The sequence below is a fragment of the Achromobacter sp. Marseille-Q0513 genome, from assembly GCF_018195695.1.
Lineage (GTDB): Bacteria > Pseudomonadota > Gammaproteobacteria > Burkholderiales > Burkholderiaceae_B > Achromobacter.
The window spans coordinates 1-19,200 of the sequence record NZ_JAGTJY010000019.1; the positions used below are offsets into that span (position 1 = coordinate 1).

Here is a 19,200-nt window from a genome sequence, read left to right on the forward strand (position 1 = left end):
GGCCGGCGGCGCGGCCGGCGCCAGGGACGGCCAGGCGGCGGCCAGGGACAGGGTCAGGATCAGCGGGGCAACGCGGCGCATCGGCGCTCCAACGGACTTGCGGGGTTCGCGGGCAATGGTAACAGTCCCGCGATCATCCAAAATCCGCGAAAAACCGGGATCAGGCCGTCAAATCCCCGGCTTGCGCTCGTCCGCCCGGCCCGTGGCGCGGGGACGGGTTATGGGCATATACTTCGCGTTAAATATCCTTGGAATTCGTAGGGCTTTCCCATCGGGCCGGCCCGCGGCTTCCGTCACTCACCCGGAGAGGAGTGTTTCATGGTCAACATGAACCGCCGCCAGTTCTTCAAGGTGACAGGTGCGACGCTGGCAGGCTCCAGTCTGGCATTGCTGGGGGCTGCCCCCGGCACGGCCATGGCGGAAGTCCGTCAGTACAAGCTTGCGCGCATGACCGAAACGCGCAATACCTGTCCCTACTGTTCGGTCGCCTGTGGCCTCTTGATGTACGGCCTGGGCGACGGCGCCAAGAATGCGCGCGCCAGCATCGTCCACATCGAAGGCGATCCCGATCACCCCGTCAACCGCGGCACGCTCTGTCCCAAGGGCGCGGCCCTGATCGACTTCATCCACAGCCCCAACCGCCTGAAGTACCCGGAATACCGGGCGCCCGGTACGGACAAGTGGGTGCGGATGTCGTGGGACGACGCCCTGACGCGCATCACCAAGCTCATGAAGGCCGACCGCGACGCCAACTTCGTCGAGAAGACGGAAGACGGCAAGACGGTCAACCGGTGGCTGACCACCGGCATGCTGGCCGCCTCGGCAAGCAGCAACGAGGTGGGCTACATCACGCACAAGACCGTGCGCAGCATGGGAATTCTGGCATTCGACAACCAAGCCCGTGTCTGACATGGCCCGACGGTGGCAGGTCTTGCCCCGACGTTTGGCCGTGGAGCGATGACGAACCATTGGGTCGACATCAAGAACGCGGACGTAGTACTGATCATGGGCGGAAATGCCGCCGAGGCCCACCCTTGCGGGTTCAAATGGGTCACGGAAGCCAAAGCCCACAACAAGGCGAAACTCATCGTCGTGGACCCGCGCTTCACGCGCTCGGCGTCCGTGGCGGACTTTTACGCGCCCATACGCACCGGCACCGACATCATCTTCCTGGGTGGCGTCATCAAGTACCTGTTGGATCACGACAAGATCCAGCACGAGTACGTGCGCAACTACACGGACTTCTCCTTCATCGTGCGCGAGGACTTCGCGTTCGACGCGGGCCTGTACTCGGGCTACAACGCCGAGAAACGCAGCTATGACAAGTCGAGCTGGGACTACGAGCGCGGCGACGACGGCTACGTCAAGACCGATCCCTCGCTGGAACACCCGCGCTGCGTCTACCAGCTGCTGAAGAAGCACTACTCGCGCTACACCGAGGAAATGGTCGAGCGCGTCTGCGGCACGCCCAAGGACAAGTTCCTGAAGGTCTGCGACATGCTGGCCTCGACGGCGACCAAGAACCGCGCCGCCACCATCCTGTACGCGCTGGGCTGGACGCAGCACTCCATCGGCTCGCAGATCATCCGCACCGGCGCGATGGTGCAGCTGCTGCTGGGCAACATCGGCATCGCCGGCGGCGGCATGAACGCGCTGCGCGGGCACTCGAACATCCAGGGCCTGACCGATCTGGGCCTGATGTCGAACCTGCTGCCCGGCTACATGACGCTGCCCAACGAGCCCGAGCAGGACTACGGCAAGTACATCGCCGCGCGCGCCTCCAAGCCGCTGCGTCCGAACCAGCTCAGCTATTGGCAGAACTACGCCAAGTTCCACGTCAGCCTGATGAAGGCCTGGTGGGGCAAGTCCGCCACGGCCGAGAACAACTGGGCCTTCGACTACCTGCCCAAGCTCGACAAGCTCTACGACATGCTGCAGGTCTACGAGCTGATGAACCAGGGCAAGATGAACGGCTACCTGGCGCAGGGCTTCAACCCGCTGGCCGCCGCGCCCAACAAGGCCAAGCTGACCGCGGGCTTCTCCAAGCTCAAGTACCTGGTCATCATGGACCCGCTGGTCACGGAGACCTCCGAGTTCTGGCGCAACGCGGGCGAGGCCAACGATGTGGATCCGACCAAGATTCAGACCGAGGTCTTCCGCCTGCCGACCACCTGTTTCGCCGAGGAAGACGGCGCGCTGGTGAACTCCGGGCGCTGGCTGCAATGGCACTGGAAGGGCGCCGAGCCTCCGGGCGAGGCCAAGAGCGACATCGAGATCATGTCGCTGATCTTCACGCGCCTGCGCAAGATGTACCAGGACGACGGCGGCAAGTATCCCGACCCCATCGTCAACCTGTCGTGGCCGTATTCCAACCCGCAGAGTCCGACGGCCGAGGAACTGGCCAAGGAATACTCGGGCAAGGCGCTGGCCGACCTGGCCGATCCCAAGGATCCGACCAAGATCACGCGCAAGGCCGGCGAGCAGCTGGCTGCCTTCGCCGAGCTGCGCGACGACGGTTCCACCGCCAGCGGCTGCTGGATCTTCGCCGGCGCCTGGAGCCCGGCGGGCAACCTGATGGCGCGCCGCGACAACAGCGATCCCACCGGCATCGGCCAGACCCTGAACTGGGCCTGGGCGTGGCCGGCCAACCGCCGCATTCTCTACAACCGCGCGTCCTGTGACGTGTCGGGCAAGCCCTTCGACCCGCGCCGCAGCCTGATTTCCTGGAACGGCAAGAGCTGGGGCGGCGCCGACATCCCGGACTTCAAGGCCGACGAGAATCCGGAAGGCGGCATGGGGCCGTTCATCATGAACCCCGAGGGCGTGGCGCGCTTCTTCGCCCGCGCGGGCATGGCCGAGGGTCCGTTCCCCGAGCACTACGAGCCGTTCGAGACGCCGCTGGGCTACAACCCGCTGCATCCCAAGGCCAAGGGCGTGACCAGCAACCCGGCCGCGCGCGTGTTCAAGGACGACCTGGCGGCGATGGGCACGGTGGACAAGTTCCCGTTCGTGGCCACCACCTACCGCCTGACCGAGCACTTCCACTACTGGACCAAGAACGTCCGCATCAACGCGATCCTGCAGCCCGAGCAGTTCGTCGAGATCGGCGAGGCGATGGCCAAGGAACTGGGCATCGCCAACGGCCAGCGCGTGAAGGTGTCCTCGAACCGCGGCTACATCAAGGCCGTGGCGCTGGTGACCAAGCGGCTGCGCGCGCTGACGATCGAAGGCAAGACCGTGCACCACGTGGGCATACCGATCCACTGGGGTTTCGTGGGCATCGCCAAGCCGGGCTTCCTGACCAACACCCTGACGCCGTTCGTGGGCGACGGGAACTCCCAGACGCCGGAGTTCAAGTCGTTCCTGGTCAACGTCGAAAAGGCATAACAGGAGACCGACATGGCTATGCAATCCCTGGACATCAAGCGGCGCTCCGCCACCACCACCCCGCCGCCCGGCATCCGCGAGCCGTCCGTCGGCTCGGTCGCCAAGCTGATCGACGTTTCCAAGTGCATCGGCTGCAAGGCATGCCAGGCCGCGTGCATGGAATGGAACGACCTGCGCGACGAGGTCGGCACCAACGTGGGCGTCTATGACAACCCGGCCGACCTGACCGAGCATTCCTGGACCGTCATGCGCTTCTCCGAATACGAGAACACGCAGGGCGACCTGGAATGGCTGATCCGCAAGGACGGCTGCATGCACTGCGAGGATCCCGGCTGCCTGAAGGCCTGTCCTTCGCCGGGCGCGATCATCCAGTACAACAACGGCATCGTGGACTTCCACGAAGAGAACTGCATCGGTTGCGGCTACTGCATCACCGGCTGTCCGTTCAACGTGCCGCGCATCTCGAAGAAGGACAACAAGGCCTACAAGTGCACCCTGTGCTCCGACCGCGTCGCGGTCGGCCAGGAGCCGGCCTGCGTGAAGTCCTGTCCCACCGGCGCCATCGTGTTCGGCACCAAGGAGGACATGAAGCAGCACGCGGCCGAGCGCATCGAGGACCTGAAGTCGCGCGGCTTCGAGCAGGCCGGGCTGTACGATCCGCAGGGCGTGGGCGGCACCCACGTCATGTACGTGCTGCACCACGCCGACCAGCCGGGGCTGTACCACGGGCTGCCGAAGGATCCGCACATCAGCCCGATGGTGTCGCTGTGGAAGGGCATCGCCAAGCCTTTGGGCGTGGCGGCGATGGCGCTGACCGCGCTGGCGGGCTTCTTCCACTACGCCCGCGTCGGCCGCAACGAGGTGCACGAGGAAGACGAACGCAAGGCCGAAGAGGAGGCTCGCCATGAGTGACAGCCAATCCCGCGACCACCGCGGCAACCGCCTGATCAAGCGCTACTCGCCCGGTGAACGCACCAACCACTGGGCCATCGCGCTGACCTTCATCCTGCTGGCGCTGTCCGGCCTGGCGCTGTTCCATCCGGCCTTCTTCTGGCTCTCGAACCTGTTCGGCGGCGGTCCCTGGACCCGCATCCTGCATCCGTTCATCGGGCTGGTGATGTTCTTCTGCTTCGTGGTCTTCGCCGGCCACATGTGGCGCAACAACATCATGACGAAGGCCGACCGCCAGTGGCTGAGCCAGCTGGACGACGTGATCGACAACCGCGAGGAAAAGCTGCCCGAGGTCGGCAAGTACAACGCCGGCCAGAAGCTGCTGTTCTACGTGCTGATCCTGTGCATGCTGGGCCTGTTCGTCAGCGGCATCGTGATCTGGCGCGAATACTTCGCGTTCTACTTCCCGATCTGGGCCATCCGCGCCGCCTCGGTGCTGCATGCCGTTTGTGCGCTGGTGCTGATTTGCGCGATCATTGTGCATATTTACGCGGCGATCTGGGTCAAGGGTTCCTTGACGGCGATGCTGCGGGGCCATGTGACGGCAGGCTGGGCGTGGAAGCATCATCGCGCCTGGTTCCGCGAGCAGCTCAGGAAGCCCGCGGGCAAGTAGCCCGTCGCCTTCCCCGACCGGACCGGTCGCACGGCTGCCCGTCCCCCACGCGGGGCGGGCAGCCGTGTTCGTTTTCTTGGAGACGCAATTGCAGCGAATTCTTCCGCGCGGCGAGATCGAAGCGCTAGACCACAACCGCATTCCCCGCATCCAGCTGCCCGAGCGCGCCGGCGTGTTCGCCACGCGCGCCGCGCGCCTGCGCCATCTGGCGGCCGAAAGCCCGGTGGGCGACTACCTGCGGCTGATGGCCGACCTGGTCGACGCCCAGCACCGCGCCTTGCAGGATTGCCAGCCGCCCGGCGCCGACGAGGACCGCATCTCGCTGGCCCAGGCCCATGGCATGCCGCCGCTGCAGGCGGTAGGCTGGCCGCGCGACCCGCTGTGGCGGGCCATCCTGGCGCGCCTGGTCGACGAGGTCGCCCAGGCGCCCGGCACGCCCGCCGAGGCCGCCGAGGTCTGCGCCGCGCTGCGCCGCGCCGTGGACGAGGACCCCGAGGCGCTGGAGGATCTGGCCGAGGCCGTGCTGGCCGAGCAGGACCATGGCGTCGACGGCGCCGCCGCGCCCTTCGTCATGGCGGCCTTGCAGGTCTACTGGACCAGCCTGGCCAGCCGTTTCGACGAAAAGCTGCTGCCGGTGGCCAGCCCGTTCGGCGTCTGCCCGGTCTGCGCCAGCCTGCCGGTGGCCAGCATCGTGCGCGTGGGCGGCCAGTTCGAGGGCTACCGCTACCTCTGCTGCAGCCTGTGCTCGACCCAGTGGCACATGGTGCGCGTGAAGTGCTCGCACTGCGAGGACGTGGAGTCGGTGGCCTACCAGGCCATCGAAGGCCGCTCCGAGGCCATCAAGGCCGAAACCTGCGACCACTGCCACAGCTATCGCAAGATCTTCTACCAGGACAAGGACCTGCACGTCGAGCCGGTGGCCGACGACCTGGCCAGCCTGATGCTGGACGTGCTGGTCGGCGAGGCCGGCTACGCCCGCGCCAGCGGCAATCCCTTGCTGTGGAACGGCGCGGAGGAAGAATGAGCGCCGTCCCGCCGTCCGCTGGCGCCGGCCAGGCCGCCGCCGTTTCCGACATCCCTGCGCTCGACCGGCTGCTGAACGCCGACGCGCTGCGCCCGGCGCTGGACGCCCACGGCCGCACGCAGGTGGTGGCGGCGCTGCGCCAGGACCTGGACGCGCTGCGCCAGCGCGCGCTGCAGGGCGGCCTGGCGCGCGCCGAGCTGGACGCGGCGGCCGTGGCGGGCCGCGTGGACGCCGCCCTGGCCCGCGCCACGGCGCCGCGCCTGCGCGCCGTGCACAACCTGACCGGCACCGTGCTGCACACCAACCTGGGCCGCGCGCTGCTGCCCGATGAGGCCGTGGCCTCGGTGCTGCGCGCGCTGACCTCGCCGGCCAACCTGGAGTTCGACTTGGACACGGGCGGACGCGGCGACCGCGACGATCTGGTCGAGGGCCTGCTGCGCGAGCTGACCGGGGCCGAGGCGGCCACCGTGGTCAACAACAATGCTGCCGCCGTGCTGTTGATGCTCAACGCGCTGGCGGACCGGCGCGAAGTGGTGGTGTCGCGCGGCGAGCTGGTCGAGATCGGCGGTGCCTTCCGCATCCCCGACATCATGAAGCGCGCCGGCGCCAAGCTGGTCGAGGTGGGCACCACCAACCGCACCCACGCCGCCGATTACGAGAACGCCATCGGCCCGCGCACCGCGATGCTGATGAAGGTGCATTGCAGCAATTACGCCGTCACCGGCTTCACCAAGAGCGTGAGCGTGGCCGAGGTGGCCGCCATGGCGCATGCGCGCGGCCTGCCGGCCACGGTGGACCTGGGCAGCGGCACGCTGGTGGACCTGGCCCAGTTCGGCCTGCCGAAAGAAGACACCGTGCGCGAGACCATCGCCGCCGGCGCCGACCTGGTCACTTTCAGCGGCGACAAGCTGCTGGGCGGCCCGCAGGCCGGCCTGCTGGTGGGCCGCGCCGACCTGATCCGCAAGATCAAGAAGAACCCGCTCAAGCGCGCGCTGCGCGTGGGCAAGCTGACCCTGGCCGCGCTGGAGCCGGTGCTGGCCCTGTACCGCGCGCCGGAATTCCTGGCCGACCGCCTGACCACGCTGCGCCTGCTGACGCGGCCGCAGCGCGAGATCCAGGCGCTGGCCGAACGGTTGCGCGGCGCGCTGGCGCACGCGGCCGGTTCCGCCTTCGAGGTCGAGGCCGTGCCCATGTACAGCCAGATCGGCAGCGGCGCGCTGCCGGTGGACCAGCTGCCCAGCTACGGGCTGGCGGCGCGCCATCGCGGCCCCGGCCGGCCGGGACGGCACCTGGACAGGCTGGAAGCCGCGCTGCGCGGCCTGCCGGTGCCGGTGATCGGCCGCATCGCCGACGACGCGCTGTGGCTGGACCTGCGCTGCCTGGAGGCGCGCGACGAGGCCGCCTTCGCCGCGCAGCTGGCGGAGCCCATCCTGTGATCGTCGGCACCGCGGGCCATATCGACCACGGCAAGACCACGCTGGTGTGCGCCCTGACGGGCGTGGACACCGACCGCCTCAAGGAAGAAAAGGCGCGCGGCATTTCCATCGAGCTGGGCTATGCCTACACGCCGCTGGACAATGGCGACGTGCTGGGCTTCATCGACGTGCCCGGCCACGAGAAACTGGTGCACACCATGGCGGCCGGCGCCAGCGGCATCGACTTCGGCCTTTTGGTCGTGGCGGCCGACGACGGCGTCATGCCGCAGACGCGCGAGCACCTGGCCATCCTGTCCTTGCTGGGCGTGGCGCGCGGCGCGGTGGCGCTGACCAAGGCCGACCGCGCCGACGCGGCGCAGCTGGCGGCGGCGCGCGACGGCATCGCCGCGCTGACGGCGGGCACCTTCCTGGACGGCGCGCCGGTGTTCGAGCTGTGCGCCGCGCAGGCCGGCGACGCCGGCACGGAACGGCTGCGGCTTCATCTGCACGAGGCGGCCCAGGCGCTGGGCCAGCGTCGCGACGACGGCCTGTTCCGGCTGGCAGTGGACCGCGTTTTCACGCTGGCGGGCCACGGCACGGTGGTGACCGGCACGGCGCACGCGGGCCTGGCGCGGGCCGGCGACGAAAGCGCCGACCTGCGGCTGATGCCGGCCGGCGAACGGCTGCGGGTGCGCGGCATCCATGCGCAGAACCGGCCCAGCGAGACCGGCGCGGCCGGGCAACGCTGCGCGCTCAACCTGGCCGGCATCGACAAGAATGCGATCGCGCGGGGCGACTGGGTGGCGGACGCGCGCTGCTTTCTGCCGTCGCGCCATGTGGATGTCGAACTGACGCTGCTGCCTGGCGGCGAGGCCGATGCCGCCGGCGCGGCCGGCACGGTGCGCGCCTGGACGCCGCTGCATGTGCATATCGGCGCGGCCCGCCATCTGGCGCATGCCGTGCCGCTGTCGGCGGAAACGCTGGCGCCGGGCCAGTCCGGCTGGGCGCAGCTGGTGTTCGACTCGCCGGTCTGCGCCATGCCCGGCGACCGCTACATCGTGCGCAATGCACAGGCTACACGCACCGTGGGCGGCGGCCGCGTGCTCGATCCCAATGCGCCGGACCGCAAGCGGCGCGCGCCAGCGCGGCTGCAATGGCTGCGCGCGCTGGCGGCGATGCTGGACGGCGCGGATCTCGCGCCGCTGCTGGAACAGGCGGCGCTGGGCCTGGACGAAGCCGCCTTGCAGCGCCTGACCGGCCGCGACGCGCGCGCGCTGGCCGCGCCTCCCGGGGCGCAATGGCTGGCCGGCCGCACGCCGCAGGCGCCCCGCACGCTGATCCTGGCCACGCATTGGGACGCGCAGCGCGCCAAGGCCGAACAGGCGCTGGCGGCCTTCCACCAGGCCGCGCCGGACGAGCCCGGCCCGGACGGCGCGCGGCTGCGCCGCATGGCGCTGCCGGCCATGGGGGAGGCCTTGTGGCAGGTGCTGCTGGATGATCTGCAAGCAGAAGGGCGGATCGCGCGCAACGGTCCCTGGCTGCATCTGCCGGGCCATGCCGCGACGCTGTCCGACGATGAAACCGCGCTGGCCGGCGCGCTGCTGCCGCTGCTGGCCGAGGGCCGCTACGACCCGCCCTGGGTGCGCGACCTGGCGCGCCTGCGCGGCGAGCCGGAAGAGCGCGTGCGGCTGCTGCTGCGCAAGCTGCTGCGGCGCGGCGAGGTGGCGCAGGTGGTGAAGGACCTGTTCTATCACCGCGACCGCGTGCGCGAGCTGGCAGCGCTTGCGCGCGGATTGGCGGCCGCGCCCGCCGGGCTCAACGCCGCGGCGTTCCGCGACGCGACCGGCCTGGGCCGCAAGCGCGCCATCCAGATCCTGGAGTTCTTCGACCGCGTCGGCTACACGCGGCGCGTGCGCGACAACCACGTGCTGCGCGGCGCCTACGCGCTTGGGCAGGACGAGGCAGAGCCGGTATCATAGGCGGGCCTTCGCGGAAGGCATCCGTGCCCGGCGGCACGGCCGGGCTTCAAACCCGGTTGGGGGCGTCAGACGTTCCCAGGTAGGTTCGACTCCTGCTGCCTTCCGCCATCCCTCTTGTGCCAGCTGCCGCGCGTCGGCGCTTCAGGCCCGCAGCATGCGCGTGACCACGCCGCTGACGCGGTCCGCCTTCCAGTCCAGTTCGCCCAGATGCCATTGGCGCGCCGCGCCGCTTCGGTCGATCAGGTAGTTGGCCGGCAGTCCCACCGCATTCCATGCCTTGGCCGCCGCGCTGTTGCGGTCGTGCAGCACCGCGCCGGCGACCGGCCATTTGGCGAGAAAGGTGCTGACCTTCGCCAGCGACTCGCCCACGTTCACCGCGACCAGCCGCAGCCCTTCCTCGCGGTGCCGCCGCGCCATCGCAGACATCAGCGGGATTTCGTCGCGGCAGGGATCGCACCAGGTGGCCCAGAAGCTCAGCAGCACGACATTGCCGCGCCAGGCCGAGAGCTTGTGTTCGCGGCCGGATAGGTCGGGCAGGATCAGCGGCGGCGTGGATGAGGTCCAGGCCGCCCAATCCGGGCCGGTGGCGGACTTGAGCGCATCGTCCGAGGCGGCGCGCGCCGCCAGCGGCAGCGCGGCCAGCGCGAGGCCCGATTGCAGGAAGTGGCGGCGGCTGAACAAGTCGGGCGGTCCGTGGCGGTCAGGCCGGGAGCTGGCGCGCCGTCAGGCGGTAGCGGAAGCTGTCGGGGTCCAGGCTGTCCATGCGCCCGGCGGCCGTCTCGCCATTGGGATACATCAGGAAAGGAACCGGCCCGAGGCCGGAGCCGGGCAAGGCCACATCGTGGCCGTGGTTGAAGGCCACCCAGTTCATCTCCCAGGCGCCGAACAGCATCACGCGCGCAGCGCGCACCTGTGGATTGTTGAGCGGCAATTCGCCCGGCGGTTCTTCCAGCATCACCTTGCGCACGTCGGCCGGATCGACCGGCACCCAGCCGTGGCTGGCGGCGTAGAACTCGGCGCGGCAGTGCTGGGCGCGGGTCACGTCGCCGGCCTTGCCCAGACTTCTGTAGCCCAGTTGCGAGTCGGCCACGCGCAGGCCGTAGGCGTCGCGCGCGGGGATGCCGGCGGCGCGCGCCAGCGCCACGAACAGCGCATTGATGTCGGCGCACTTGCCGTTCAGGTCATCGGCCGTGAGCATGTAGCGCACGTCGCCCACGCCGCAGCCGCGGGTGGATGCCGTGCGGCAGGTGTTCTCGACCACCCATTCGTAGATCGCGCGCGCCCGCGCCAGGTCGCCGTCGTGGCCGAGCGTGATGCGGTCGGCGGTGGCCTTGACGATGCCGTCGGTGGGCAGCAGCTCGGTGGGCTTGAGATATTCGCGCAGCGTCGCCGCGCTTTCGGGCCGGAAGCCGGCGGGCGCGGGCCGTTCCAGGTCGACGCGGCGGTTGCGCGTCTGGAAGCGGCTGGTGACCGTGATCCTGCGTATGTCCGGATTTTCAGGCCATTGCGCGGCCAGCATGCGCACGCCGTAGCCGGGGGCCTGCGCCAGCCAGGCGGTGCCGCCGCCCTCGATGCGCCAGACGGTCTGCGCGCCGCGCTGGTAGTCGGTGTCGGCGCTGTCGGGCACGGGAATCCACAGGCGGGCCTGGCTGCCGGGGTCTTCGATGCTGATGTCGGCGCTCAGTTCGAAGGTGCGCCAGTCGGCGGAGACGGTGGCGGTACGCTCCTGCGCCAGCGCGGAGCCGGCAAGCGTCGCGCCGGCGGCGCACAGGGCGCCCGAGGCGCCCGTGATACGGAGAAAGTCGCGGCGGTCCATATAGCCCTCACGCACGGTGAAGTGTGGCTGTCGGTGCGCCCTGGCGGGCGGCCGTCCCTTGCTGCCTGCTGCCTGGCCATGATAGGCCCATCATGGGCGCGGTGCTATCCTTTTTCGGTCTACATATGGAGAACCCTATGAACCAGAATGCAGCGGCCCCGGCCGTGCCGCGCCTGACCTCGCTGTCGCATGGCGGCGGCTGTGGCTGCAAGATCGCGCCGGGCGTGCTGTCCGAGCTGCTGGCCCGCTTCGGTCCGGCGGCCACCTATCCCAACCTGATGGTGGGCACCGAGACCGCGGACGACGCCGCGGTCTACAAGCTCAACGACGAGCAGGCGCTGATCGCCACCACCGATTTCTTCATGCCCATCGTCGACGATCCCTACGACTTCGGCCGCATCGCCGCGACCAACGCGCTGTCGGACGTCTACGCCATGGGCGGCACGCCCATCATGGCGCTGGCCATCGTCGGCATGCCGATCAACGTGCTGCCGCACAGCGTCATCGCCGACATCCTGCGCGGCGGCGAATCGGTCTGCGCCGAGGCAGGCATTCCCGTGGCGGGCGGCCACAGCATCGACTCGGTCGAGCCGATCTACGGCCTGGCGGCGATGGGGCTGGTGCATCCCGGACGCGTCAAGCGCAATGCCGATGCGCGCGCCGGCGACGTGCTGATCCTGGGCAAGGCGCTGGGCGTGGGCATCCTGTCCGCCGCGCTGAAGAAAAACCGGCTCGACGAGGCCGGCTACCGCGTCATGATCGACACCACCACGCGGCTGAACCGGCCCGGTGCCGCGCTGGCGGCCCTGGACGGCGTGCATGCCATCACCGACGTGACCGGTTTTGGCCTGCTCGGCCATGCGTTGGAAATGGCGCGCGGCGCGGGCCTGACCGCCCATCTGCGACGCGCTGCGCTGCCCTGGCTGCCGGGCGTGCAGGCCTACGCGGCCGATGGCGTGATCACCGGCGCGTCGGGCCGCAACTGGGCGTCCTATGGCGCCGCGGTGAAGCTGGCCGATGACGTGACGGATGTGGAGCGCGCGCTGTTGACCGATCCGCAGACCTCGGGCGGGCTGCTGGTGGCCTGCGCGCCGGAAGCGACCCAGGCGGTGCTGGACCTGTTCCGCAGCCAGGGCTTCGACCAGGCGGCCGTGGTCGGCGAGATGGGCGCGGGCGCGCCCGAGGTGCGGGTCGGCTGATGCCCGCGCGGGCCGCGCTGGCGCGCGGCCCGATCCCGCCTTATTTGCGCAGGTGGCCCTGCTCCTGCACCTGCAGGTTGATCTGCCACTCCATCAGCGCCGGATAGGCGTTCAGCCTGACGTGTTCCGCCCATTCCTCGGCCGTGGCGTCGCGCTCGGCCGACAGGGCCAGGCCCGACGGGCCGGCCCAGGGCCGGATCCGGCTGGGGCGCTGGGGCTGGTAGGCGCCGGCCTGAGTGAGCATCAGGTAGGGCGCGTTGAAACCGAAGCACCAGCCGCTGTTCGGATGCCGCGACAGCAGGTCGCAGCCGGACTGGAAGTACGGGGCCTGCGACAGGCTCAGCTGGTAGAGCGTCGGCATGATGTCCTTGTGGCTGCCGATCCGCTCGCGGTCGTAGACGGCGTTGGCGCGGTAGGCCGGCGGGGCGTACACATAGAAGGGCACCGCGTGGGCCAGCGCCGCGTCGTTCGGATCCTGGTAGTCCACGCCCAGGATGTTGTGGTCGCCGGTGGCCGCGATGATGGTGCGGGCGCCGGCGGACGAGGCCTTCACGCGCGTGATGAAGCCGCCCAGCTGGTCGTTGGCGTAGCGCAGCGTGCCCAGCACGTCGTCGATGGCGGTCCAGTCGTAGAAATGCTTGGCCCGTGTCGCTTCGTCCAGCGCCAGGCCACGCCCGCCGGCGCCGGGCGGAGGCGTGAAGGGCGGATGATGGGTGGTCGACAGCGCCATGATGAACAGGGGCTGGCCGGCGCGGTCGGCCTCGGCCAGGCGTTCCTCCATGTAGCGGAACATGTATTCGTCGGGCACGCCCCAGGTGCCGATCTGCGCCTCGGGATAGCGCTGGCGCAGCGTCTGCTGGTCGATGAATTCGTGCGCGCCCTGCTGGCGCACGAAGGAGCCCAGGTTGCGCCAGGTGGACGTGCCCGAGGTAACGAACAGCACCCGGTAGCCGCGTTGCAGATACGGCGCGAAGGCATTGCCGGCGAACCTGGCCGATGCCGCCGACGACTGGCCGATGGCCTTCATGGGGCTGCGCACCAGCAGCCGGGCCAGCGAATCGATGGTGCCGTTGCCTTCGGACACGAAGCGGTCGAAGCGCCAGTCGGATTCCCAATGCGGCCGCAGCGCGCCCAGCAGGTCGCGTCCGGGGGCGTCGAGCGAGCTGAGGTGATGGCCCATGCTCTCCATGACCTGCAGCACGACGTGCGGCGGGCGCTCGCGCGCGGCGGGGTTCGATGCCGTGACGGCCATGAAGGGTTCCAGGCCATCGCCGGGGCGGTCCAGGAAGCGCTGGTACAGCAGCTGCCCTTCGCGCTGCGTCACCGGAGAAAAGCGCTTGTCGTTATCGCGGTCGGCCAGGGCCCAGGTGAAGGCCGAGATGCCGTTGGGCGCGATGTCGTTGAGCAGCGCGACGGCGGACAGGTTGGTGTCGTCCTTGTTCAGGGGGAACTTGCTGATCGAGCCGCGGCAGGCCAGCACCGTGATGCCGATGATCAGCAGCAGCCGCAGCGCGCAGGCGATGGCCGAGCGCGGCGTCGGCCGGGCCCGCTCCAGCCGCGCGCGCCATTTCGCGGTCAGCCACCAGGTGGCCGCCAGCACGGCCGACAGCAGCAGGCCGGCGCGCAGCACGGGATAGCCCTGCCACACGGTGCCCAGGACGGCCGAGGTGTCTTCGTCGATCAGGCCGAACACGAAGACGTCGATCGAGCGGGCGAAGGTGGCGTAGTAGAAAACGCTGATCACCGTGGTGGCGGTGAACAGCATGGCCATCACCGCGCCCAGCGCGGACTGCCAGCGCAGCCAGCCGCGTTGCAGCCGGGGAAAGGCGGCGATCGCCAGGCCGGCCAGCAGCGGCGCCGAAAAGGCGATGGCGGCGACCTTGATGTCGAACAGCAGGCCGATGGTCAGCGAGCGGCCGACGTCGGCCGACGAGGCCGTGTACAGCGACGGCGGCGCGTGCTTGGCCAGCAGGTAGGCGCGGCCGGCGAACTGCGCCAGCACGCTGACCAGCCAGGGGGCCAGCAGCAGCAGGAAGGACTGCTGGAAGTTCTGGAACCAGCCTTGCCAGGAAAAAAACGGACGGGAAAGCTTCATCTGCGCCAATAGGTAAAAAAAACCTGCCCACCAACGGCCAGGGCCGGGCGGCGGGATGCTGCGGACTGCTTTGGGGAAAGGCGCGGCTTCAGTGCCGCGCGGGGGCGTGCGGTGCAGGGCGCGTCCGATAGGTTCTTTGCATCATTGCGGAGGCGTTTCGCTGCAGGCCGACGGCATTCTAGCGAAGTCGCGGCCGGTCTTTATAAAGTTCTGTATAAATTTGTCCTCGCGGGCCGCCGCAGGGGTCAGTCCCCCAGGCCGCGCGCCGTGGCCGCTGCCTGTTCCGTCAGCCAGCGCGTCACCACGTCCGCGTCGGGCGTGCTGCGGCGGGCGTTGCGGACCAGCCAGTAGGCGTGCTCGGTGGCGCTGGCGGGCTGCCCGCCCACGGCCGCCAGCCGGCGGTCGGCCAGCATCGGCGCGATCAGCGCCAGGCGGCCCAGCGCGATGCCGTGGCCGGCCAGGGCCGCGTGCACGATCTGGTCGTACTGGTTGAAGCGCAGCATGCCCTTGGGCCGCACGCGCGACAGGCCGCGCGCGCTGAGCCATTCGGACCATTGCAGCCAGGGACGGCTCGGGTCGTCGAATTCCAGCAGCACGTGGCGCTGCAGTTCGCGCGCGTCCAGGCCGCGCACGTCCAGCGTGGGGTGCGCCACCGGCACCACCGATTCGCCGAACATCCAGGCGGCGCCGTCAGGCACGGTGTCGCGCAAGCTGTAGCGGATGGCGATGTCCACGCTTTCGCGGTCGATGTCGATGACCCGGTTGTCGGCCGCCACGCGCACGTCGATGTCCGGGTGCGCCGCCTGGAAGTCGCCCAGGCGCGGCAGCAGCCACAGCGAGGCCACGCCAATGGTGGTGGTGACGGTGACCGGGGTGCGGCGCTCGGGCGCGCGCAGCTGCTCGGTCAGGTCGCCGAGCTGGGCCAGCCAGATATCGGCCATGCGGAACAGCCGGGCGCCTTCCGAGGTGAAGGACACGCTGCGAAAGCCGCGCACCAGCAGCGGCACGCCCAGGTGAGCCTCCAGCGCCCGGATCTGGCGGCTGACCGCGGACTGGGTCACGTGCAGGTCCTCGGCGGCCAGCGTGATGCTCATGCGCCGCCCCACGGCCACGAAGCCTCGGACCAGATCAAGCGGGGGCAGTTTGGCCAGCGGATATGACATTCCTGAAACTCATGCGTAAGGGGTCGAAATATCGCTTGAGCACTATACCGCCTGAAGCGTCCAATATGACCCAGACGATGGGTTCCGTTGTATTTCATGCGAGGGTTCCCGCCGCGATAGCCGTTGCCGTGGCAAGGGGGCGTCATGATCCAGTTATGTTGCACTGCGGGAATGTCATTCCGTTTGGCCGGGCGTTCGACTATGCTGCTCAGACGCGCTTCGGGCCTGCGCATCGTGTGCCACGCCGGCACGCTTTGGGTGTCCGAATACCGCCAACCCGAAGACAGCGTGCTGCATGCGGGAGAGGCCATCACCGTGGACAGCGATCGCGATGTCGTCCTCAGCGGCCTGCCGGATGCGCAGGTCGCGCTAATTCAGGTCGCCGGAGCCCCGTGATGAATGTTCCCCAGCCCGATATGCCGCGCATGCAGATGTGGTTCGATTTCGCCAGCCCGTACAGCTACCTGGCGATCGAGCGCATCGAGGACCTGGCGCGCGACGCCGGGGTGCGCGTGGATCTGCGGCCCTTCCTGCTTGGCCCGATCTTCCAGGCCCAGGGCTGGAACGACACGCCGTTCCGGCTGTTCCCGGGCAAGGGCGCCTATATGATGCGCGACATCGCGCGCCTGGCCGACAAGTACGGCGTGACCTATCGCCGTCCGCGCCTGTTCCCGCGCATCAGCGTGCTGCCGGCGCGCATCGCGCTGATGGGACAGGATGAATCCTGGGGCCGCGATTTCTGCCTGGCCGTGTTCCGCGCCAATTTCCAGCATGACCTGGACATCCAGGCCGAGGACGTGGTCCACGACCTGCTGCGGGACCTGGCGCTGGACGCGGACGCGCTGATCGGGCGCGCCAAGACCGAGGCCGTCAAGGAATCGTTGCGCCGCCAGGTCGACCGCGCCCGCAATCTGGGCCTGTTCGGCGCGCCCACCTTTTTCGTCGGCGACGAGATGTTCTGGGGCAACGACCGGCTCGAGGATGCGCTGGAATGGGCGCAGCAGGGCCGTCCGGTTGCTCGCGTCACGGCCCGCGTCGCCGCGTCGGCCTGATAGGGCCGTTTCATCCGCTTGATGGCCGCGCCTCGCGCCTGCACGAGGCCGTGCCCACCGTTTTTCCCACCCCTTCAGCCTAGCAATGAAGAATTCCAGCAGTCCCTTGCGCGGCGCGCCCATGCCGGGCGGCCGTTCGTTCACCCAATTCCGCGCCGCGCGCATCCGCCGCGTCGCGTTCCAGTGGAAACAGTCCGGATCCGGCGACGCCGTGCCGCAGGGCAAGCAGGGGCCGGGCGGCGGCTGAGCCTGGCCTGGCCCCGATCTTCCGACTGTGCGAGGCCGTCAGGCCTTTACGGGCTTGGCCCCACGGTTCTAGCCCCGGCCCACAGGCGCCACGTTCGCCCATTCCTCGTCCGAGTACAGCCGCGAGCGCAGCAGGAAGCGGACGCCCTCGGCGCTGTCCAGCGAGAAGGCGCCGCCCCGGCCGGGCACGGCGTCGATGATGAGCTGGGTGTGCTCCCAGTAGGCGAACTGGTCCTCGCCCATGTAGAACGGGCAGCCCTCCAGGTCGCCCAGCAGCACGTCGGCGCCGCCCACCATGAATTCGCCCAGCGCGTAGCACATGGGCGAGCTGCCGTCGCAGCAGCCGCCGGACTGGTGGAACATCAGCGGGCCATGCTTGGCCCGCAGCGTGGCGATGAGGTCGCGGGCCGCGTCGGTGGCGACCACGCGCGGCGTGGCTTCGGACATGGCGTGTCTCCGGTTGCGCGTTGCGGACCCGGTCGGCGGCGCTTGCCGCGGACCGGGCGGGCGGCGGCCGCGACGCCGCCGCCGCTGTCACCGGATCAGAAGAAGCCCAGCTTCTTGGGCGAGTAGCTCACCAGCAGGTTCTTGGTCTGCTGGTAGTGGTTGAGCATCATCTTGTGGTTCTCGCGCCCGATGCCGGATTGCTTGTAGCCGCCGAACGCCGCGTGCGCCGGATAGGCGTGATAGCAGTTGGTCCAGACGCGGCCGGCCTTGATGCCGCGGCCCATGCGGTAGCAGGTGTTGATGTCGCGCGACCAGACGCCCGCGCCCAGGCCGTAGAGCGTGTCGTTGGCCTGGCTGAGCGCGTCGTCGGCGTCCTTGAAGGTGGTCACGGCCACCACCGGGCCGAAGATCTCTTCCTGGAAGATGCGCATCTTGTTGTGGCCTTTGAACACCGTGGGCTGCACGAAGTAGCCGTGTTCCAGCGCGCCGGCGAGCTGCGCGCGCCCGCCGCCGGCCAGCACCTGCGCGCCTTCCTGCTTGCCGATGTCCAGGTAGGACAGGATCTTTTCCAGCTGCTCGGTCGAGGCTTGCGCGCCCAGCATGGTGTCGGCGTCCAGCGGATTGCCCTGCTTGATCGCGGCCACGCGCTTGAGCGCGCGCTCCATGAATTTCTCGTAGATCGATTCCTGGATCAGCGCGCGGCTGGGGCAGGTGCAGACCTCGCCCTGGTTGAGCGCGAACATCACGAAGCCCTCGACGGCCTTGTCGAAGAAATCGTCGTCCTCGGCGGCGACGTTGTCGAAGAAGATGTTGGGCGACTTGCCGCCCAGCTCCAGCGTCACCGGGATGATGTTCTGCGACGCGTACTGCATGATGAGGCGGCCGGTGGTGGTCTCGCCGGTGAAGGCGATCTTGGCGATGCGCTTGCTGGAGGCCAGCGGCTTGCCCGCTTCCAGGCCGAAGCCGGTGACGACGTTGAGCACGCCCGGCGGCAGGATGTCGGCGACCAGCTCGGCCAGCAGCATGATGCCCAGCGGCGTCTGCTCGGCCGGCTTGAGCACCACGCAGTTGCCGGCGGCCAGCGCGGGGGCGAGCTTCCACGCGGCCATCAGGATGGGGAAGTTCCACGGGATGATCTGCCCGACCACGCCCAGCGGCTCGTTGAAGTGATAGGCCACCGTGTCGTGATCTATCTCGGACAGCCCGCCCTCCTGGCTGCGGATGGCCGAGGCGAAGTAGCGGAAATGGTCGATCGCCAGCGGGATGTCGGCGGCGCGGGCCTCGCGTATCGGCTTGCCGTTGTCCCAGGTCTCGGCCGTGGCCAGGCGCTCCAGGTTGGCTTCCATCACGTCGGCGATGCGCAGCAGCATGCGCGCGCGCTCGGCCGGCGCGGTGGCGGCCCACTTGGGCGCGGCGCGGTGCGCGGCGTCCAGCGCCATCTCGATGTCGCGCTCCTTGGAGCGGGCGTTGCGCGTCAGCAGCTGGCCGGTGACGGGCGTGAGGTTGTCGAAGTATTCGCCGTCCGCCGGTTTCTGCCAGCGCCCGTCGATGAAATTGTCGTACTGCGGCTTGATGTCGATGCGCGTGCCATAGGTGTCGGGGGTGACGCGGGTCGCGATGTCCATTGCTAGTCTCCGTAGGTGTATTTATGCAGCGGGTTTGTGCAGCGGGATTGGCGGCGACAGCCTGCCTGCATGCTTACAAGCAATCCGCGTGCCAACCGGGGACGCGGCTGGACAAGCGCGCGGACCGCGTGCGAAAGTAGGCTTGCGCGCGCCTCACGCAGGCGCGGACGGCGCAAGTCCGTCCCGGC

The 19,200-nt window shown here is 69.2% G+C and carries 16 protein-coding genes and 1 tRNA gene; 11 read left to right on the top strand and 6 right to left on the bottom strand.

The features are described 5' to 3' along the window. Positions 1–318 precede the first annotated feature (318 nt). From fdnG to KDH83_RS06610, 7 genes are all read left to right on the top strand, one after another. The gene (fdnG, locus tag KDH83_RS06580) at positions 319–3,387 is read left to right on the top strand and encodes a formate dehydrogenase-N subunit alpha (protein WP_212313696.1); all 3,069 of its coding nucleotides are present in this window, start codon (positions 319–321) and stop codon (positions 3,385–3,387) included. A gap of 12 nt (positions 3,388–3,399) precedes the next feature. Continuing rightward, a complete protein-coding gene (gene fdxH, locus KDH83_RS06585) occupies positions 3,400–4,299 on the top strand; it encodes a formate dehydrogenase subunit beta (protein ID WP_212313697.1) in 900 nt (299 codons plus the stop codon). Further along, positions 4,292–4,951 carry a formate dehydrogenase subunit gamma gene (locus KDH83_RS06590; RefSeq protein ID WP_103272123.1) on the top strand — a complete coding sequence of 220 codons (660 nt, stop codon included), beginning with the start codon at positions 4,292–4,294 and terminating at the stop codon, positions 4,949–4,951. The genes fdxH and KDH83_RS06590 overlap by 8 nt, the downstream gene beginning before the upstream one ends. 88 nt (positions 4,952–5,039) lie before the next feature. Further along, positions 5,040–5,975 (top strand): formate dehydrogenase accessory protein FdhE, encoded by a 936-nt coding sequence (fdhE, locus tag KDH83_RS06595; RefSeq protein ID WP_212313698.1) that lies wholly within the window; start codon positions 5,040–5,042, stop codon positions 5,973–5,975. After that, positions 5,972–7,411 carry an L-seryl-tRNA(Sec) selenium transferase gene (gene selA / locus KDH83_RS06600; RefSeq protein ID WP_212313699.1) on the top strand — a complete coding sequence of 480 codons (1,440 nt, stop codon included), beginning with the start codon at positions 5,972–5,974 and terminating at the stop codon, positions 7,409–7,411. The genes fdhE and selA overlap by 4 nt, the downstream gene beginning before the upstream one ends. After that, the gene (selB, locus tag KDH83_RS06605) at positions 7,408–9,369 is read left to right on the top strand and encodes a selenocysteine-specific translation elongation factor (RefSeq protein ID WP_212313701.1); all 1,962 of its coding nucleotides are present in this window, start codon (positions 7,408–7,410) and stop codon (positions 9,367–9,369) included. The genes selA and selB overlap by 4 nt, the downstream gene beginning before the upstream one ends. Positions 9,370–9,381: 12 nt before the next feature. Continuing rightward, positions 9,382–9,477, top strand: a tRNA-Sec gene (locus KDH83_RS06610). Between the two features lie 33 nt (positions 9,478–9,510). Here KDH83_RS06610 and KDH83_RS06615 read toward each other — a convergent pair. After that, on the bottom strand, positions 9,511–10,050 hold the full coding sequence (locus KDH83_RS06615) for a TlpA disulfide reductase family protein (protein ID WP_212313703.1): 540 nt from the start codon (positions 10,048–10,050) through the stop codon (positions 9,511–9,513). Positions 10,051–10,069: 19 nt separating this feature from the next. Beyond that, positions 10,070–11,185 (bottom strand): transglutaminase-like domain-containing protein, encoded by a 1,116-nt coding sequence (locus KDH83_RS06620; protein ID WP_212313705.1) that lies wholly within the window; start codon positions 11,183–11,185, stop codon positions 10,070–10,072. 137 nt (positions 11,186–11,322) lie between these two features. Between KDH83_RS06620 and selD the strand changes: the two genes are divergently transcribed. Beyond that, positions 11,323–12,384, top strand: coding sequence for a selenide, water dikinase SelD (selD, locus tag KDH83_RS06625; protein WP_212313707.1), 1,062 nt, complete (start codon positions 11,323–11,325; stop codon positions 12,382–12,384). Between the two features lie 40 nt (positions 12,385–12,424). On the opposite strand, the gene KDH83_RS06630 is transcribed toward selD, so the two are convergent. Together KDH83_RS06630 and KDH83_RS06635 are read right to left on the bottom strand one after the other, a co-directional pair. Further along, positions 12,425–14,479, bottom strand: a complete 2,055-nt coding sequence (locus KDH83_RS06630; protein ID WP_212313709.1) for an alkaline phosphatase family protein — start codon at positions 14,477–14,479, stop codon at positions 12,425–12,427. Positions 14,480–14,724: 245 nt separating this feature from the next. Next, a complete protein-coding gene (locus KDH83_RS06635; protein ID WP_212313711.1) occupies positions 14,725–15,642 on the bottom strand; it encodes a LysR substrate-binding domain-containing protein in 918 nt (305 codons plus the stop codon). Positions 15,643–15,813: 171 nt separating this feature from the next. Here KDH83_RS06635 and KDH83_RS06640 point away from each other — a divergent pair, with 171 nt between their 5' ends. From KDH83_RS06640 to KDH83_RS06650, 3 genes are all read left to right on the top strand, one after another. Continuing rightward, positions 15,814–16,038 (top strand): DUF2917 domain-containing protein, encoded by a 225-nt coding sequence (locus KDH83_RS06640; protein ID WP_212313713.1) that lies wholly within the window; start codon positions 15,814–15,816, stop codon positions 16,036–16,038. Then, the gene (locus tag KDH83_RS06645) at positions 16,038–16,694 is read left to right on the top strand and encodes a 2-hydroxychromene-2-carboxylate isomerase (RefSeq protein WP_212313715.1); all 657 of its coding nucleotides are present in this window, start codon (positions 16,038–16,040) and stop codon (positions 16,692–16,694) included. Before KDH83_RS06640 ends, KDH83_RS06645 begins: the two co-directional genes overlap by 1 nt. A gap of 85 nt (positions 16,695–16,779) precedes the next feature. After that, positions 16,780–16,941: a hypothetical protein gene (locus KDH83_RS06650; protein ID WP_212313717.1), complete on the top strand. Its 162-nt coding sequence runs from the start codon at positions 16,780–16,782 to the stop codon at positions 16,939–16,941. 68 nt (positions 16,942–17,009) lie between these two features. Here KDH83_RS06650 and KDH83_RS06655 read toward each other — a convergent pair whose 3' ends face one another. Continuing rightward, positions 17,010–17,387: a DUF779 domain-containing protein gene (locus tag KDH83_RS06655; RefSeq protein WP_212313719.1), complete on the bottom strand. Its 378-nt coding sequence runs from the start codon at positions 17,385–17,387 to the stop codon at positions 17,010–17,012. A 95-nt stretch (positions 17,388–17,482) separates the two neighbouring features. Then, positions 17,483–19,012 carry an aldehyde dehydrogenase gene (gene adh, locus KDH83_RS06660; RefSeq protein WP_212313721.1) on the bottom strand — a complete coding sequence of 510 codons (1,530 nt, stop codon included), beginning with the start codon at positions 19,010–19,012 and terminating at the stop codon, positions 17,483–17,485. Positions 19,013–19,200 lie beyond the last annotated feature (188 nt).

Coding starts and splice junctions, on each gene's coding strand:
- KDH83_RS06640 (WP_212313713.1), top strand. CDS start 15,814: ATGTCATTCCGTTTGGCCGGGCGTTCGACTATGCTGCTCAGACGCGCT.
- KDH83_RS06635 (WP_212313711.1), bottom strand. CDS start 15,642: ATGTCATATCCGCTGGCCAAACTGCCCCCGCTTGATCTGGTCCGAGGC.
- fdxH (WP_212313697.1), top strand. CDS start 3,400: ATGGCTATGCAATCCCTGGACATCAAGCGGCGCTCCGCCACCACCACC.
- KDH83_RS06620 (WP_212313705.1), bottom strand. CDS start 11,185: ATGGACCGCCGCGACTTTCTCCGTATCACGGGCGCCTCGGGCGCCCTG.
- KDH83_RS06655 (WP_212313719.1), bottom strand. CDS start 17,387: ATGTCCGAAGCCACGCCGCGCGTGGTCGCCACCGACGCGGCCCGCGAC.
- KDH83_RS06645 (WP_212313715.1), top strand. CDS start 16,038: ATGAATGTTCCCCAGCCCGATATGCCGCGCATGCAGATGTGGTTCGAT.
- selA (WP_212313699.1), top strand. CDS start 5,972: ATGAGCGCCGTCCCGCCGTCCGCTGGCGCCGGCCAGGCCGCCGCCGTT.
- selD (WP_212313707.1), top strand. CDS start 11,323: ATGAACCAGAATGCAGCGGCCCCGGCCGTGCCGCGCCTGACCTCGCTG.
- KDH83_RS06630 (WP_212313709.1), bottom strand. CDS start 14,479: ATGAAGCTTTCCCGTCCGTTTTTTTCCTGGCAAGGCTGGTTCCAGAAC.
- KDH83_RS06650 (WP_212313717.1), top strand. CDS start 16,780: ATGAAGAATTCCAGCAGTCCCTTGCGCGGCGCGCCCATGCCGGGCGGC.
- adh (WP_212313721.1), bottom strand. CDS start 19,012: ATGGACATCGCGACCCGCGTCACCCCCGACACCTATGGCACGCGCATC.
- KDH83_RS06590 (WP_103272123.1), top strand. CDS start 4,292: ATGAGTGACAGCCAATCCCGCGACCACCGCGGCAACCGCCTGATCAAG.